Origin of the sequence: Flavobacterium sp. ACN6 (assembly GCF_002304005.1) — a bacterium.
In the GTDB taxonomy this organism is placed as follows: Bacteria; Bacteroidota; Bacteroidia; order Flavobacteriales; family Flavobacteriaceae; genus Flavobacterium.
Genome location: NZ_MRCQ01000013.1, coordinates 96,015 through 115,024 on the forward strand (window position 1 = coordinate 96,015; position 19,010 = coordinate 115,024).

Genomic DNA, 19,010 nt, shown 5'->3' on the forward strand with positions numbered 1-19,010 from the left:
CCAATCTTTGTCGAGTTGCTAGTGTGATCCTTCCTTCGTCAGGATGACAGAAAGAAGAAAACAAACAAAAATAAAATGTTTAACAAACAACACCTTTTCCTTTTTAAAATGGACTTTCGACTTTTGTCTTTAAGACTTTCGACTGTCTTGTTTTTCCTCCTTGCAGGCATTGTCTCCGCACAGGAAATCCATAAAAATGAAAATACCTTTTTTCAGCCAACCAAAGAATCCTCAAAACCGTGGACATATTGGTATTGGATGAAAAGTGCCTATTCTAAAGAAGGCATTACCGCTGATTTAGAAGCGATGAAAAGAGTTGGGATTGAAGGTGCCTATTTAATGACGATAAAAGGACCGGAAAATCCGCCATTGATAAATCCGCCGGTTTTGCAGTTGAGCAAAGAATTTTGGGATTTGGTGCGTTGGGCTTTAATTGAAGCAGATCGTGTAGGTGTAAAAATTGGTTTTCATCCAGCCGATGGTTTTGCCGTTGCCGGAGGACCTTGGATTACCCCTGAAATGTCAATGCAAAAAGTAGTTTGGAAAGATACAATCGTAAGCGGAAATAGTTTTAAAAACTTAAAATTAGCCGTTCCAAATCATTATAAAGATTATTATAGAGACATTGCGACGTTTGCTGTTCCAGTAAAAGAAAGTTTTATAACTTCGGATAAAAAACGTCCAAAAATTACATCCACCAATCTGGAATCTGATGCGGCTATTTTAAGTTCATCAGAGAAAGATGGACAATTTAGAATGCCGAAAAAAGGCTGGATTCAATATGAATTTGATGAACCATTTTTGTGTAAATCTATTCAAATAGAAACCAAAGGAAATAACTATCAGGCGCATCGTTTACTAATTGAAGTGAGTGACGATGGAAAAAATTTCAAAAGTTTAGGACGATTAACAACGCCACGTCACGGCTGGCAGGATGTCGATGCTTTTTATACCCATAGCATTGTTCCCACAAAAGCGAAATATTTCAGGTTTGTTTACGATCCCGAAGGAACAGAACCAGGCGCAGAAGATCTTGATCCTGCAAAATGGAATCAGGGCTTAAAAGTAGCCAAAATCTATTTGTCAAACGAACCTTTGATCGACAATTATCAGGGGAAATCAGGAGCGATATGGCGTTTAAGTCCGCAAGTAACCGAAAAGGAAATCAGTTCTGCAGATTGTATCGATCCTTCAAAAATGGTTAATGTTTCAAAGTTTGTTGATGCAGACGGCGTTTTAAACTGGAAAGCCTCCGCGAAAGCGAATTGGAGAATTATCCGTTTCGGTCATACTTCTACAGGTCACGAAAATGCTACAGCAGGTGCGGGAAGAGGATTAGAAGTAGACAAATTTAATAAAGAGGCGATTCGTTTTCAACTCGATCATTGGTTTGGCGAAATGCTTCGTGCTGCTGGTCCGGAATTGGCTTCAAAAGTGGTTAAAATACTACATATGGACAGTTGGGAATGCGGAAGCCAAAACTGGTCGCCTGTTTTTAGAAATGAGTTTAAAACGAGAAGAGGTTATGATATTGTAGATTATCTGCCTGTTATGGCAGGAATTCCTGTAAAAGATATTCAGACTTCTGAGAAAGTTTTATACGATGTTAGAAAGACGATTTCAGAATTGGTGGCCGATAATTTCTTCGGAACGCTGAGACAAATTGCGGATGATGCAAATGTAAAATTCAGTTCAGAAAATGTGGCTCCAACGATGATGAGCGACGGACTTTTGCATTTTAAATATATTGATTATCCAAGCGGTGAATTTTGGCTGAAAAGCCCAACACACGACAAACCTAACGATATGTTAGACGCCATTTCGGGCGGACATATTTATGGAAAAGATATTATTCAGGCAGAAGCTTTTACGGCTTTAAAAATGGATTGGGACGAACATCCGGGAAATCTAAAAGTGATTGCCGATAGAAATTATGCTCTTGGAATTAACCGTTTTTTCTATCACGTTTTTGTACATAATCCGTGGCTGGACAGAAAACCCGGAATGACTTTAGACGGAATTGGAACGTATTTTCAAAGGGACCAGACTTGGTGGGATCCTGGAAAAGCGTGGTTTGAATATTGTCAAAGAGTGCAGTTTCAGTTACAAAAAGGGAAACCGGTTATAGATTTGGCGGTTTTTATTGGCGAAGATTTGCCTTCTCGCTCTGTACTGCCGGATCGTTTGGTGCCTTTTATTCCGAATATTTTTGGGGAAGCAAGAATTGAAAGCGAAGCGATTCGTTTAAAAAATGAAGGACAGCCAAGTGCTAAAATGCCAAAAGAAGTATCGTATTCTAAAAACTTAACTGATTTATCGGAATGGATTAATGCGATGAATGGTTATCAGTACGATTCCTTTAATTCAGATGTTTTGATTAACCGTGCGAAAATCGAAAACGGAAAAATATCTTTTGGAGGCGGAATCGAATACGGCGCTTTATTTTTTCCTGACAGTCATAAAATGGCACCAAATAAGTTGCTTTCTTTGGCTTCCGCCGAAAAAATACTGCAGCTAGTAAAAGACGGCGCAACCATTTTTGTAGATGAAAAGCCAAATTTACAGCCCGGTTTACAATCAAATGAAGATTTCAAAAAATGGCAGCATGTTGTCGATGAAATTTGGAACAATTCAAATGCATCAACTTGGAAAATAGGAAAAGGAACGGTTATTAAATTACCGTATTTAGAGAATGATTTTGCTTCAATTGGAATCACGCAGGATGTTTATTTTCCAAATCTAAACAGAGCAGATTCTGAAACAATTGCATGGACACACCGCAAATCGGAAACAGAAGATATTTACTTAATTTCGAATCAAAAAGGAGAAAAAAGATCGTTTGAAGCTTCGTTTAGAATTACTGGAAAAATTCCCGTTTGGTATAATCCCGTAACTGATAAAACTTCAGATTTGTCCAATTGGAAAATGCAAAATGGCAGGACAATTGTTTCGATTAATTTAGAGGAAAACGAATCTGGTTTTGTAATTTTTAAGGATAAAACTGAAATGATTACTGTGGAAGTAAATCTCAATAAAACGAAATTTGAAACCGTGCAGACTTTAGATGAAAATTGGGAAGTGCAATTTAATCCTGAATATAAAGGTCCAAAAGAAGTGGTGAAAATCAATAAATTGTTTGATTGGAGTACTTCTGAAAATGAACAAATTAAATACTATTCGGGAACTGCAGTTTATAAAAAAGAGTTTGTGTGGAAAGGAAAAAATAGCGATAAAATCTGGCTTGATTTAGGTGAAATCGCCAATATTGCAGAAATCAAAATCAACGGAAAAGATTGCGGTTCGCTCTGGACTTTCCCTTATAAAAGCGATATTTCTCAAGCCTTGAAAAAAGGAAAAAATATAATAGAAATCAAGATCACCAATACATGGAGAAACCGATTAACAGGCGATCAAAAACTGCCAAAAGAAGAAAGGTCAACCTGGACAAATGCGAGCTATAGATTAGAAGGAGAACCGTTGTTGACAGCGGGATTATTGGGGCCGGTTGTACTAGTGAAAGAAAAGAATAAATAATTTTTTGCCACAGATTATAGGATTACGAAGATTATTAATGATGTGACAAAATAAAGAAAACAATTGCCTCCACCTTCCGCTGGAGATTTCAAAAGAGAACAAGATATGGGCTTAAGTCTAAAAGTTAGTTTGGCTAAAGCCTAAGAGATTGAAGAATTATAACCTTCGGCTAAAGCTGGAGGCAATTAAAATAAAAATTGCCACAGATTAAAGGATTCTTGTGACAAAGTAGACAAATCAATTGCCTCCAGCTTTAGCTGGAGGTTTAGAAAGTAGATAAGTATTGGGCTTTAGCCAAACTATTTTTTTTTGCTAAAGTATTATGAGTTGAAAAATTTTATGAACTCCAGTTAAAACTGGAGGCAATTGAAAAAATATATCGCTCCGCTGGAGCTTTTGTATATTGTTATTGTTTTTCTATAAATATCTCGTCCCTCTGGGACTTGCATATAAGTTCTAGAAGAGCAGAATATTTATTAAAAAGAAATTTAAAAACATGTATTTGTTTCAAAGAATATATGTCATTAGACAAGATAAAAAAGCTCTGTAAGAGCGAAATGTTTATAGAAAATAATAGTACGAGAGCAGTTAAGCTCCAGAGGAGCGACACATCTATTGAGAAATTAAAGAATAAAAAATGAAGAATTTTAAACACATTTTAGTTATTGTAATTACATTTTTAGCAAGCCTTCAAATCAATGCCAAAATCAAACTGCCCGCATTGTTTACAGACAATATGATGTTACAGCAAAAGTCAAACGCACCAATTTGGGGCTGGGCAGAGAAGAACGCAAATATTGCCATAAAAACGTCTTGGGATGCTAAAACATATAAAGTAAAAGCAGATAATTTCGGTAAATGGAAAACAGAATTGCAGACCCCATCATTCAGCGGACCGTTTACAATTGAAGTTTCAGAAGGAAACGAAAAAGTTACTATTAAAAATGTTTTAATTGGCGAAGTTTGGCTTTGTTCCGGACAATCGAATATGGAAATGCCTTTAAAAGGATTTCAGGGTCAGCCCGTTAAAAACGGAAACGAAATCATTGTAAGATCAACCAATAAAAACATTCGATTAATTACAATTCCGCGTGCGACGGTTTTGGAACCTTTACAAGATTTTGAAGGAAAGTGGGAAATTGCTTCGCCAAAATCAACAGCTAATTTTAGCGCAACAGCATGGTATTTTGGTTCGCTTTTACAGGAAGTTTTAGATGTTCCGGTTGGTTTGATTCATGTTTCTTACGGTGGTTCAAGCATGGAAGCGTGGATGAATCAGGAAATGCTGCACGATTTTGCAAGCGCCAAAATTCCGACTACAAAAGAAGAATTAGCTAAAGATCCAAATCGTGTGCCAACGACTTTGTTTAACGGAATGCTTTCGCCTGTAATTGGTTACGGAATCAAAGGTTGTATTTGGTATCAGGGAGAATCCAATTATGAAAGGGCTTCTGAATATACCGCTTTGATGAAAAAAATGGTGTCAAGCTGGAGAGCTTTATGGAAACAAGGAGATTTTCCATTTTACTATGCGCAGATTGCACCGTTTAATTATGCTTCTTTTCATCCAAAAGACTATTTGGAGAAATACAATTCGGCTTATATTAGAGAGGCACAGTTGAAAGCCTCAAAGGAAATTCCGAATACAGGAATGGCAGTTTTGATGGATGTTGGAGAAGAAAATACTATTCATCCAATGGATAAAGAAAAAGGCGGAAATAGATTGGCATTTCAGGCTTTGGCCAAAACATACGGAATTGAAGGTTTTGAATTCGAAAGTCCGAAATACAAATCGATGGAAATAAAAGACGGTTCGGTTACAGTATCTTTTGATGATGTTGCCAACGGAATTACCTCTTATGATAAAGAAGTTTTAGGTTTTGAAATAGCGGGAGCAGATAAAGTTTTTTATCCGGCAAAAACGGTTGTAAGAAGAAAATCAGTGGTTTTGACTTCTGATAAAGTAAAGAATCCAGTTGCTATTCGTTATTTATGGAAAGATTTCGCAAAAGCGGAATTATTTAGTGCAGGAGGATTGCCAGTTTCTTCATTTAGAACGGATGAGTGGTAATACACGGTCGCTCCTGCAAGGTTTTCAGAACCTTGTAGGTGTTTGATTGATTTGAAACTTAAAAAAGATACCTACAAGGTTTTGAAAACCTTGCAGGAAAGAAAACGATGAAAAACAATATATTATTAATACTTCTCTTCACGACGCTTTGCCTCAAAGCGCAAATTCCTGCGCTTGATAGTTACAATCAGGTTTGGAAAACGCAAAGCCAAAATTCATCAGAATCTATGCCTTTGGGAGGCGGTGATATTGGTATGAATGTGTGGGTTGAAAAAGGCGATCTGTATTTCTATTTTTCGAGAAGCGGAACTTTCGATGAACATAATACTTTATTGAAATTAGGTCGGGTAAAAGTGACTTTGAGTCCGAATCCTTTTGCCAGAAAAGAAGGTTTTCATCAGGAATTAAAATTGAAAGACGGGTACGTTTTAGTTGGTCAGAATGATACTAAAATCAAACTTTGGGTTGATGTTTATAAACCGATAATCCACTTGGATTTAGAAAGTAAAAATGCATTGAAAATGACCGCTTCTTATGAAAGCTGGCGTTATAAAAACCGCGATTCAAAAGGAAAAGCCAATAATGCCAATTCATATAAATGGGCACCTCAAGGAGAGATTATTACGTATAAAGATTCGATTTCATTTGAAAACAACGGCATAAAATTCTATCACAGAAACAGAGAAAATACCGTTTTTGATGTTGCTGTGAAACAACAAAAAATGGAATTGGTTAAGGAGCAAATGCTGAACCCGATCGCGAATCTAACTTTCGGCGGATTTATGACGGGAGATAATCTAAAAGCAGACGGAACGTATTTAGGAAAATACCAGTCGACCGATTTTAAAGGCTTTAGTTTATCTAGTATAAAACCATCCAAAAAACATTCTTTACAGCTTTATTTAAATACCAGCCAATCAGATTTAAATTCTTGGAATTGTGACTTAAAAAAACAAATTTTATCTAATAAGAACACTTCAAAACAAGCAGAAAAAAACGCTATAAAGTGGTGGAATAATTTTTGGGAACGCAGTTTTATTTTTACGCATAAAAATCAATCGGCTGCCAAAGATTCAGTATATCAAATTGGGCAGAATTACCAGTTATTCCGTTATATGTTAGGTTGTAATGCGTATGGGAAATACCCAACAAAATTCAATGGCGGACTTTTTACAGTTGATCCCGTTTTTACCAATCCTGATTTAGATTTTACGCCTGATTTCAGAAATTGGGGCGGAGGGACCATGACGGCTCAAAACCAGCGATTGGTTTATTTTCCGATGGTAAAAAGCGGTGATTTTGATATGATGAAATCGCAGTTGGATTATTATTTGAGTTTACAGAAAAATGCTGAATTAAGAAGCAAAGTTTATTGGAATCATAACGGCGCGTCATTCACAGAACAATTAGAAAATTTCGGCTTACCAAATCCTGCAGAATACGAATGGAAACGTCCCGCCGATTACGACCCTGGAATGGAATATAATGCGTGGCTGGAATATGAATGGGACACGGTTTTAGAATTCTGTCAAATGATGTTGCAACAGAAAGAATATGCGGGAGAAGATATTCAGAAATACAATTCGTTTGTCGTTAGCTGCCTTCGTTTTTTTGATGAACATTATCAATATCTCGCAAAACAGCGAGGAAGAAAAGCTTTAGATGGAAATGGGAAATTAGTTTTATATCCGGGTTCAGGTGCTGAAACGTACAAAATGGCATACAATGCCAATAGTACAATTTCGGCATTACAAATAATTACAGCCAATCTTTTAAACCTTTCGGGAAAAGAGCTATCAAAAGAAGAACTGGAATATGTAAAGGGATTTCAAACCAGAATTCCGCCTTTAAACTTCGGACAAATCGAAAATCATAAAGTTTTGGTTCCAGCTAAAACTTGGGAAAGAGTTAATAATTCGGAAGTGCCGCAAATGTATCCCGTTTATCCATGGGGTATTTACGGCATTGGAAAACCAGATCTTGAAACGGCTTTAAATACTTGGAAATACGATCCAGATGCTTTAAAATTTAGAAGTCATATTGGATGGAAACAGGATAATATTTTCGCAGCTCGCTTGGGTTTAACAGAGGAAGCGGCGAAATACAATACATTAAAAATGGTGAATTCACAGCGTCGTTTCCCTGCATTTTGGGGACCGGGATTTGACTGGGTTCCAGATCACAATTGGGGCGGATCCGGAATGATTGGCATGCAGGAAATGCTTTTGCAGGAAAGTGATGGGAAAATTTATCTTTTTCCGGCTTGGCCAAAAGACTGGAACGTTCATTTTAAATTACACGTAAAACAAAATACGACCGTTGAAGGAGAATTGGTAAACGGCGAATTGAAAGTTTTAAAAGTAATTCCGGAAGAAAGAAAAAAAGACATTATAAATCTGTTAGGAAAATCTGAAACAGAAAAAACGAAATTAAATTAAACCAAAATGGTAAAGAAATTAATGGGTTCTTTGGCTCTTGCAATGCTTTTAACGGCAAACGCACAAGCTCAGAATACTGAAAAACAAGTTGTAAAAGTAGACTTTGACTTTTTTCAAAGAAGACTGGAAGAAGTTCATGATCCGAGTTATGATTCGTGGGTGATTAACGAAGGGAAGGAAGATTTTAAATCGTTCAATAACTTGTCGTTTACGCTAAAAGGAAACTTCACTTCAAAATGGTATAAAGTCGGAATGAGTGCACCGCATTATAACAGATTAGGAAGCGACGGTTTGGTTACGGCTGAAAATTTAGAATTGAAAATCAGCGGATTGAAAGCAGGAAAACATACGCTTTTGACTTTTCATAATGCTTTTGATGTGATTACGGGAAAAACCTATTCTCCAATCAAAATCTTTGTCAACGGAAAACTTCAGGAAACGGTAAATGCGAGTCAGAGAGCCAATGCTAAAATTGATGCAACAATGGCTTACATTACTTTTAATGCCGAAAAAGGCAAAGATGTAATCGTTCGTTTTGAGATTGACCCAACTTCAAATCCTGATGTAATTAAACAAATTGTGGTTAACGGTTTTGAAATCGATACACCAAATTTAATGAATCAGGCGCGTACTCCTGAACCAGGAAATCGTAATGAACATGTTGAAGTAAATAAAACTTTGACTTTAAAATGGGACGCTCCAAAGAGTGTAGCCGCACATAATTTATATTTTGGTGAAGACGCGGCTGCTGTAGAAAAGGCAACTGAATCTTCAAAAGAATTTAAAGGAAAACTAATTGATAAAAACTTCAATATTTCCGATTTATACAGTGGAACAACTTATTATTGGAGAGTAGATGAAGTTGATACTAAAGGCGATATAACTTCAGGAAATGTCTGGTCGTTTAAACCAGCGCAATTGGCTTTTCCGGGAGCAGAAGGTTACGGACGTTATGCTGTTGGAGGACGTGGTGGGAAGGTAATTGAAGTTACGAATTTGAATGATGACGGACCAGGAAGTCTACGAGATGCGATTAATCAGGAAATAGGGCCAAGAACGATTGTTTTTACTGTTTCGGGAAATATAAAACTGGCTTCGAGATTGGTAGCAAATCAGCCTTACATTACTATTGCGGGGCAAACGGCTCCGGGTGAAGGAATTACAATTACGAGAGCGCCAATTGGTTTGACTGGAAATGATGGAGTTGTTCGATTTTTAAAAGTTAGAATTGGCGGCGGAAGAACTTTTGACGGAATGGGATTAACCGGTGCAGATTACAGCATTATTGATCACTGCTCGATCAGTTGGACAATCGATGAATCGTTTAGTTCACGGGGTGCACATCATATTACATTACAGCGAACTTTAATTTCAGAAGCGTTAAATGTCGCTGGACACGGTAAATACGAAGCTGGAAAAATGCACGGTTATGCTGCGACAATTGGCGGCGATATCGGAAGTTTTCATCATAACTTATTGGCTCACAATTACGGACGTAATTGGAGTATTGGCGGTGGTTTAAGCGGTGATGGTTTCTATACTGGAAGATTGGATATCACTAATAATGTGGTATACAATTGGGGTAAAAGAACGACAGACGGTGGTGCAAACGAGGTGAATTTTGTAAATAATTTCTATAAACCGGGTGCTTCAACAGCGATTTTTGTAGCATTAAATGCACAGCACGAAGGTGTTGGAAAAGGAATGCAGCGCTATTATTTTGATGGAAATGTTATGCCGGGTTATTTTGATGAAAAATCTCAGGATAAAGGAAGAAAATTTACTACCACAAATAAAGAGAAAGTAGAGTATGAAACTTTTGTTGATAAACCATTTTTTCCATCATATATAGCAACGCAATCAGCGAAAGCGGCATATAAAAGTGTACTTTCAGATGTTGGGGCAAATCAGCCATTTTTTGATAAACACGATAACCGAATTATCGGTGAAACTTTAAAAGGAACTTTTACTTATAAAGGAAGCAAAAGCGGTTTGGGCGGTATGATTGATAATGAAGAAGATGCAGGAGGATGGCCGAACTTTGCTTCGGAAACTCGTCCAGCAGATTGGGATACAGATCATGACGGACTGCCTAACTGGTGGGAAAAAGCTTTTGGTTTAAACGAAAATTCAGCAGAAGGAGATTTTTCAGATGCGAATCAGGATATAGATAAAGACGGATTTACGCAGCTGGATAATTATTTAGACTGGCTGGCACAGCCTCATTATTTTGTGAATTCAGGAGATAAAAAAGTTTTAAATGTAGGAGATTTTTTCAAAGGATATGAAAACAAACCCGTTTATACTTTCTCTGATCTTAAAAATGGAAAAGCAGTTTTAAAAGGTAAAGAAATTCAGTTTACAACAGTTGAAAAAGGTTTCGCTTCTTTCATTCTAACAGTAAAAGATGCGGAAGGAGATTCAATGAGTAGAACCATTAATTTCTTTATTAAATAAAAAAAGGTTGCCACGAATTACACTAATCTCCACTAATTTTTTACGCAGTACGGTAAAAATAATTCGTGAAAATTAGTGTAATTAGTGGCAAAAGAAAAATCTGCCAAATCTGCCAAATCTGCCAAATCTGCGTGAAAAAATTAATCGCTCGCAGATTTTGCAGATAAAAGGTTGGTTTTAATTCGAGATTTAGTAAAGGAAAAAAATCTGCCAAATCTGCCAAATCTGCGTGAAAAATTAATCGCTCGCAGATTTTGCAGATTAAGCAGATAAAAGGTTCGTTTTAATTCGAGATTTAGTAAAAGAAAAAAATCTGCCAAATCTGCAAAATCTGCGGGAAAATTAATCGCTCGCAGATTCTGCAGATCAAGCAGATAGAAAATCCGTTTTAATCCGCGTTTTGCCTTGGCAATCCGTGACATCAGCGTTACAATCATTACAATATAAAATATTCAAAATGAAAAAGAACATCATCATAACCTCTTTATTTCTTTCAACTGTAATCTTTGCACAAAACAAAGGTTTAGTTGCCAATTCAGAAAGCCCGTATGCGAAATTGCAGAGCGTTGGACTGCAAGATGTAAAATGGACAAACGGTTTTTGGAAAGAACAATTTGATGTAGAAACCAAAAACACATTACCCTATATGTGGGATTTGTATCATAATGATTCTATTTCACATGCATATAAAAACTTCGAAATCGCTGCAGGTATAAGCAAAGGAACGTTTAAAGGACCGTCGTTTCATGATGGTGATTTCTACAAGATTTTTGAAGGAATGGCGGCAACTTATGCTGTTACGAAAGATAAAAAACTAGATCAGAAAATGGATAAAGCCATTGCGCTTTTTGCGAAAGTACAGCGTAAAGACGGTTATATTCATACTCCGGTTTTAATTGATGAACGCTGGGGAACTTTAGGTCCTGAAGAAGTAAAAAAACAATTAGGATTTGAAAAATACAATATGGGACATTTAATGACTGCTGCCTGTATTCATTATCGCGCCACAGGAAAAACGAATTTCCTAAATATAGCAAAAGGAGTTGCTGATTTCTTATATGATTTCTACAAAAAAGCCTCACCAGAATTGGCACGAAATGCCATTTGTCCGTCGCATTATATGGGAATTGTCGAAATGTACAGAACGACCAAAAATCCAAAATATCTGGAATTAGCCAATAATTTAATTGACATTCGCGGTACTACAAATGATGGAACTGATGACAATCAGGATCGAATTCCGTTTAGACAACAGACTACCGCGATGGGTCACGCCGTAAGAGCCAATTACCTCTATGCTGGAGTTGCCGATTTATACGCAGAAACGGGCGAGAAGAAATTATTAGACAATTTAGAATCGATTTGGGATGACGTAACATACCGTAAAATGTATATTACGGGAGCATGCGGTTCTTTATATGATGGAGTTTCACCAGACGGAACTTCTTATGATCCAACAGTTGTGCAGAAAATTCATCAGGCATACGGAAGACCATTTCAATTGCCAAATGCAACGGCGCACACAGAAACCTGTGCAAATATTGGAAACGTTTTATGGAATTGGAGAATGCTTCAAATTACAGGCGACGCCAAATATGCTGATATTGTGGAGCTGGCACTTTACAATAGTGTGCTTTCGGGAATGGATTTAGAAGGAGAAAAATTCCTTTATAACAATCCGCTGAATGTTTCTAACGATCTGCCGTTTCACCAACGTTGGGGCAATGAGCGTGAAGGCTACATTGCGTTATCAAACTGCTGTGCACCAAACGTAACCAGAACTGTTGCCGAAGTTGGAAATTATGCTTACAATCTTTCAAAGGAAGGTTTGTATGTGAATTTATACGGAAGCAATCAATTGAAAACAAAATCTTTAAACGGAGAAGAAATCGAAATCGAACAGCAGACGAACTATCCTTGGGATGGAAAAATAACGTTGAAAATTGTAAAAGCACCAAAAGATTTACAGAATTTCTTTTTAAGAATTCCGGGCTGGAGTCAGAATGCTTCGGTTTCGATTAATAATACCAGTATTAATGATAAGATCGTTTCTGGTTCTTATTTAACAGTAAATCGTAAATGGAAAAAAGGAGATGTAATTGAATTGAATCTTCCAATGCCGGTTGAGTTGATGCAGGCAAATCCATTGGTTGAAGAAGTTAAAAATCAGGTTGCTGTAAAAAGAGGACCGTTGGTTTATTGCTTAGAATCAGATCAGCTTCCTGCAAATACAAGTGTAAACGATGTAATTTTAAATCTGAATTCAAATTTTAAAACGGATTTCACGGAATTAAAAAACAGAAAATTTATAACTATCGAAGCGAGTTCAACAATTGCAGGTGATAATTCTTGGAAGAAAACACTTTATAAACCAATTTCTGTAAAAGATGGAAAATCGATAAACGTAAAATTGATTCCGTATTTTGCTTGGGGAAATAAAGGAAAAGGCGAGATGACAGTTTGGATGTCGCATTAAATTTTGCACGCTGATGAAACGGATTGCCCTTGGCAAAACGCGGATTAAAGCGGATTTTTAAATTTTGAAAAAGCGACCAACCAGCTAGTTTGTCATTCTGGAACGAAGAATCGCACACGTAACTCGACAAAGATTGGCGATTTAGATTGCGGAGTTTCTAGTGTGATCTTTCCTTCGTCAAGATGACAAAACAAGATGAACAAATAAATTGAAAAACACATGAAATATATCCTAACCTTATTTTTAATAACAACAATTTCCCTTTCAGCCCAAACGCTCGATAACAAATTAGCTTTAACCGTTGCACAAGATGGTTCGGGAGATTTTAAAACCATTCAGGAAGCGCTAAACAACGTGAAAGACAATTCAGAAAAACGAGTTGTAATTACTATAAAACCAGGAAAATATGTGGAGAAATTGGAGATTCCAGCTTCTAAAACATTCATTACTTTAAAAGGATTAGACAGAAATAAAACCATTATTTCGTTTGATGATTATTCTGGGAAACCGCTTCGTGAAATTGATGCATCCGGAAAAAAAGCATTCGGAACTGGAACTTCTTATTCTTTTTTAATTAAAGGAAATGACTGTACGCTCGAAAATCTTACTGTAGAAAATACAGCAGGAAGAGTAGGACAGGCCGTTGCTCTGCATATTAAGAGTGATAGAGTTGTAGTTAGAAATTGCAATATTTTAGGGAATCAGGATACGCTTTATTTATCTGAAGGAAATACACGCACTTACTTTGAAAACTGTTTCATCAACGGTACAACCGATTTTATATTTGGTGCGGCGACTGCTTATTTTTATGAATGTACTATTGAGAGTTTAAGCAATTCTTATATTACAGCTGCTTCAACGCCGCAAGGTCAGGCTTATGGTTTTGTTTTTACAGATTGTAAACTTACTGCAAAAGATAAAACGGTTGACAAAGTATTTTTTGGAAGACCTTGGCGACCTTATGCGCAAACTGTTTTTATCAATACAGATATGGGTTTGCATATTATTCCGGAAGGCTGGAACGCATGGATCGATACCAGATTTCCTGATAAATATAAAACTGCATATTACGCAGAATTTGACAGCAAAGGTTTAAGTTCGAAAGATCTATCTCAACGAGTTTCATGGTCGCATCAATTAAAAAAAGATGATATTAAAAAATACGATAGAGATTTAGTTTTGAACGGATGGAATCCAAATAAATAAAATCAAAGGCTATGAATAAGTTTAGAATTTTCGGAATCGGATTATGTTCAATTTTAGTATTGGGCGCCTTTAGTTTTAAATCAAAAGTGACAACTATTTATTTAATTGGAGACTCAACGGTTGCCGATTATTCGTTAGAAGAAAATTATCAAACTAAAAAATTTCCACAAGTGGGCTGGGGACAGGTTTTTCAGCCTTTCTTTCAAAAGGATAGTTTGAAGCTGGTTAAGAATATTTTGGGTAATGCTAAAGAAGTCAAAATCGATGACCGCGCAAAAGGCGGTAGAAGTACCAGAACTTTTTTTCAAGAAGGGCGATGGTCTTCTGTTTACAACTCTCTTCAAAAAGGTGATGTTGTTATGATGCAGTTTGGGCACAATGATGCTTCTGCGGAAAAAACAGAGCGTTATGTAAATATTGAAGGTTACAAAGAGTTCCTGCGTCTTTTTATAAATCAAACTAAAGAAAAAGGTGCGGTGCCAATTGTCTTAACACCAGTTGCAAGGAATTATCCATGGAAAGACGGAAAACTTACGAACGTACATGGCGACTATCCTCAGGCAGCAATTGCTGTTGCAAAGGAATTGCATGTAAAGTATATTGATTTGAATGAACTCTCGATGAGCTTCTTTTCTTCCAAAGGACAAGATTATGTAACTACGAACTATTTTATGAATTTTGAACCCGGAAAATTTCCTGCATTTCCTGACGGGCAAAAAGATAATACTCATTTTCAAAAAGAAGGTGGAGTTGAAGTGGCAAGATTTGTTTTTGATGCAATGAAAAAATTGTAAACTTAAACAAAACCATATATAAATTAACAAAAAGTCCGCTTAGTAGTCCATTTGTCTAAGATTAGCGGGCTTTTTTTAGTGTTTGATATTTCTTGAATTGACGTTAAAAATGAATTTTGCATTTTTGTTAATCAGAATTTACTTTTAAAAATATTTTTTTTGAATAAAAATATTCAGCATCTTTTAAAATCTATCCTGCTTTTATTTTGTAGGTTTTTTAGTTGAGAAATCACGCTCTTTTTGCTGTTTTACTCTAACGTTTTCGTTAAATTTCAAATTTTATAATAACTTCTTTATCAGATAATATAGTTATTAGTTTTGAAGAATAAATAACAGATTTTTATTTTTGATAAATATCTTATAGTTTTTTTGTAAAAATGTGATTGTAAATTCTGTATTAAGCAAACAATTCTCTAAAATATTTGGTTACTTATATTTTTTCCATTCATTTTTTATTAATATTGTTTTTTTAGTGTCTTTTTTTTTAAGAATATACGATTAAAACAGGATAGAGCAGGACGGTTGTAATGCAGCATCGTTATATTTTTGGAATACAAAAAATAAATGTGTTTTAAACATTTAATAAAATAGTTTAAGAATATTTAAATAAAATTTTATTATAATTAAGACATGTTTAAAACATGACTAACTAACATTAATAACCTAACCAAAAAAACATTTATGAAACAAGCACTTATAAAAAGATGTAGTTTTCTTTTGTTTACATTGATGAGTGTTCTGAGTTATGCTCAAAACTCAAGTAATCAAGTTACTGTAACGGGAACAGTTACCGATAATGTATCAGGTCTTCTTCCTGGTGTTAATGTAACTGAGAAATCTACAAAGAATACAGTTACAACAGATTTTAATGGTAAGTATCAAATTACGGTAAAACCAGGTGCAACTTTGGTGTTTTCATTTATCGGAATGAAAAAATCAGAGATTCCTGTAAATGGCCGTACTACAGTTGATGCTAAATTAGCTGAAGATTCTAATGTATTAGATGACATTGTAGTTGTTGCATACGGTACTCAGAAAAAAAATAATGTTACAGGAGCGATTGTTACTTTAAAACCAGAAGAGTTTCAAGATTTACCAGTATCAAATTTATCTGAAGCATTGAGAGGATTAACTCCTGGCGTAAGTGTATCAGGAGGTGCAGGTCGTCCAGGTGAGGCTGCAACTCTTCAAATACGTCAAACATTCGGATTTTCAAAGGATGGAAATTCAAATATTCCTTTAGTGGTTATTGATGATATGGTTCAAATTGATCCTCAAAACGGAAAGCCTACATTGGAGACATTTAACCAATTGGATCCTTCAGAAATTGAAAGCATGACAATTTTAAAAGATGGTTCTGCTGCAATTTATGGATCAAGAGCTTCGCAAGGTGCCATTATAGTAAAAACTAAAAGAGGAAAATCTGGGAAACCAAAGTTTACCTACTATAGTCAATTTTCTATTAACGATGCAGTAAGCCATAGTAAAACAATGAATGCTTATGAGCATGGAATTTGGAAAAATAGATTTTTGAATTCAAACTTAGAAGCTGATCAATCTAAATATTTTTCTGCTGCAGAGCTTGAACAAATGAAAGGTTTGAATTATGATTGGCTAAAAGAAGCTTGGAAACCTGCTACGCAGCAAAGACAGTCTCTTTCTGCAAGTGGAGGAACTGAAAAAGCAACTTATTTTGCAGGTATTACGTACTTTGATCAAGGACCTAACTTAGGAGAACAAGATTATAAAAAATGGAATTTCAGAACAGGAACAAATATCAAGATCTCTCAGGATTTAGAATTTTCTGCTTCCGTTTCGGCTATTACAACTGATGTAAATAAATCATTTTCAAAGGCTTCGGCAAACTTAAACGATAGTAGTTTTGGTTCATTAGCAGGTGGAGAGCAAGCAGATTATGCTTATTTATTGCACATGCCAAAATACATTCCATGGCAAACTACTGTAAATGGAAAAGACTATTGGATGTCTCCTTTTCCGCGTACAGATCGTAACTTAGGAAGTGCAAACTCTAACACGACTATTGCAGGATGGAACTATTTTGCAGGTTTAGATGCTGGAAAACAAATAGAAGAGCAGTTTTCATATAATGTGAATTTGTCTTTGGAATATAAGTTACCATTTGTAAAAGGTTTAAGTGTAAAAGGAAGTTTTGCCAGAAGCCAATCTAGCAGTTATACAGAGCAGTATCAATTGCCTTATGATTTAGCTAGAATTACAAATCACCATTTAGCTGATAATCACTTAGAGAATCCAAATTCAATATATGCTATCGATACCAATATCCGTGGTTCTAGAGTTTACTACACGACAGATATGGATAAATTGATTCAGGCTAACTTTTTTGCAACATACGCTAGAACTTTTGGAAATCATAATGTATCTGCTATGTTTGGTTATGAGCAATCAGAAGCATGGAACAAAAATGTGCGTTTAGCTTACGAAGGGACTTCAAAAGATTATTTAGGGAATAGTACTACTGCTGGACCAATAAGTACAAATTCGCAAGCTGTAAAAGTTGAGTCGGGAACACAGTCTTATTTAGGACGTGTAAACTATAGCTTCAAAGACAAATATCTTGTTGAGTTTATATTTAGAAGTGATGCTTCTACTAAATTTGCACCAAACAATTACTGGGGCTTTTTCCCAGGAGCTCAATTGGGCTGGGTAGTTACAAAAGAAGATTGGTTTACTGAAAATGTTTCTTGGATCAGTAATTTGAAATTACGTTATTCAATTGGAAAAACAGGTAAAGATAATATTGATTATTGGAGATGGCTTCAGTTTTATGAGCCATTGCCAGACAAGGGAGCTCAATTTGGATCGAATGGAGGTCTTCTAGGAGGTGGAATTACACCACGTCCAAATCCAAATGAAAATGTACACTGGGATACTACTATCAAAAATAACGTTGGTATAGATATTGGGGTTCTAAAAAATAGATTACAGCTTACTGCTGATTTTTATTACGATAAATCTACAGAGATGTTGATAGGATTGGCTGGTGAAGCAGGTACCCCAATTACAGTTGGAGGTGGTTTTGCAGAGGTGAACTATGCAGCTATTGATGCGTGGGGAACTGAATTTAGTTTAAATTGGAATGATAAAATAAAAGATAATTTTAGCTACAATGTAGGTGTCAATTTTGGATTCTCAAATAATGAAGTTAAAAAATACCCTGATCTTGCAAGAACTGATGCAAATACTAATATTACAACGGTTGGTGCCTCTACATTTTTTCCAGTATGGGGATTCAATACATGGAAACAAACTTCAACAGGTGACGGTATCTTAAGAACAGATGAGGATGTAGCGAATTACTGGAATTATTTAACAGAAAGAGCTACGGCTGCGGGAGGTGTTCCTTCTTATATGGGTATTAATAACGTAACGGCTATGCGTAAAGGTATGCTGGCTTATGAAGATACAGCGGGTGTTTATAATGCGTCAACAGGAACTCAAGCAGGAGCTGATGGTAGAATTATGAGAAATGAAGATTATGTTAAAATGGCGAACAATAATAGAACTTATGGTTTTACAACTAACATGGGTTTCAAATATAAATCAGTTTATTTCAAAACACAGATTCAAACTTCATGGGGAGGTTACAATGCTCTTGATTTAGTAAAACAAGGTACTTCGTCTGCTCATAATGACTGGGCTCATGAGTCTTTCTGGACAGATATGTATGATGCTACTGATAATCCTAACGGTAAATATCCTAATATGGCCCAACAAGATTATATTTTTGCTCCATCTGATTTCTGGCAAATGAATACTTTTAGATGTGTAATTAGAAATATGACTTTCGGATTTGAACTTCCAAAAGAGGCAATGAAACAACTAAATATTCAAAAGGCTACTTTAGGAATAACAGGTAATAACCTTTGGGATTTGTATAATCCTTATCCAGATCATTATAGAAATATGTATGATGATTCAGCTTCTAGATATCCAACTCTTAGAACTTGGTCAATTAATTTGAATGTATCATTCTAATTTTAATTAAAAACAAT

The 19,010-nt window shown here is 35.7% G+C and carries 8 protein-coding genes; all 8 read left to right on the forward strand.

The genetic code is table 11. The annotated features are described in order from the left end of the window. Positions 1–108 precede the first annotated feature (108 nt). The 8 genes from BSF42_RS18065 to BSF42_RS18105 all read left to right on the forward strand — a co-directional run bounded on the left by BSF42_RS18065 (position 109) and on the right by BSF42_RS18105 (position 18,993). Positions 109–3,534 carry a glycosyl hydrolase gene (locus tag BSF42_RS18065; RefSeq protein ID WP_095954496.1) on the forward strand — a complete coding sequence of 1,142 codons (3,426 nt, stop codon included), beginning with the start codon at positions 109–111 and terminating at the stop codon, positions 3,532–3,534. Positions 3,535–4,171: 637 nt separating this feature from the next. Beyond that, positions 4,172–5,605 carry a sialate O-acetylesterase gene (locus BSF42_RS18070; protein WP_095954497.1) on the forward strand — a complete coding sequence of 478 codons (1,434 nt, stop codon included), beginning with the start codon at positions 4,172–4,174 and terminating at the stop codon, positions 5,603–5,605. 107 nt (positions 5,606–5,712) lie between these two features. Further along, the gene (locus tag BSF42_RS18075; RefSeq protein WP_095954498.1) at positions 5,713–8,043 is read left to right on the forward strand and encodes a DUF5703 domain-containing protein; all 2,331 of its coding nucleotides are present in this window, start codon (positions 5,713–5,715) and stop codon (positions 8,041–8,043) included. A 6-nt stretch (positions 8,044–8,049) separates the two neighbouring features. Further along, positions 8,050–10,500, forward strand: coding sequence for a polysaccharide lyase family 1 protein (locus BSF42_RS18080; RefSeq protein WP_095954499.1), 2,451 nt, complete (start codon positions 8,050–8,052; stop codon positions 10,498–10,500). Between the two features lie 457 nt (positions 10,501–10,957). Beyond that, positions 10,958–12,976, forward strand: coding sequence for a glycoside hydrolase family 127 protein (locus BSF42_RS18090; RefSeq protein WP_095954501.1), 2,019 nt, complete (start codon positions 10,958–10,960; stop codon positions 12,974–12,976). 219 nt (positions 12,977–13,195) lie between these two features. After that, positions 13,196–14,182, forward strand: a complete 987-nt coding sequence (locus tag BSF42_RS18095) for a pectinesterase family protein (protein ID WP_095954502.1) — start codon at positions 13,196–13,198, stop codon at positions 14,180–14,182. Positions 14,183–14,193: 11 nt separating this feature from the next. Then, positions 14,194–14,976: a rhamnogalacturonan acetylesterase gene (locus BSF42_RS18100; protein WP_095954503.1), complete on the forward strand. Its 783-nt coding sequence runs from the start codon at positions 14,194–14,196 to the stop codon at positions 14,974–14,976. Between the two features lie 681 nt (positions 14,977–15,657). Then, on the forward strand, positions 15,658–18,993 hold the full coding sequence (locus BSF42_RS18105) for a SusC/RagA family TonB-linked outer membrane protein (protein ID WP_095954504.1): 3,336 nt from the start codon (positions 15,658–15,660) through the stop codon (positions 18,991–18,993). Positions 18,994–19,010 lie beyond the last annotated feature (17 nt).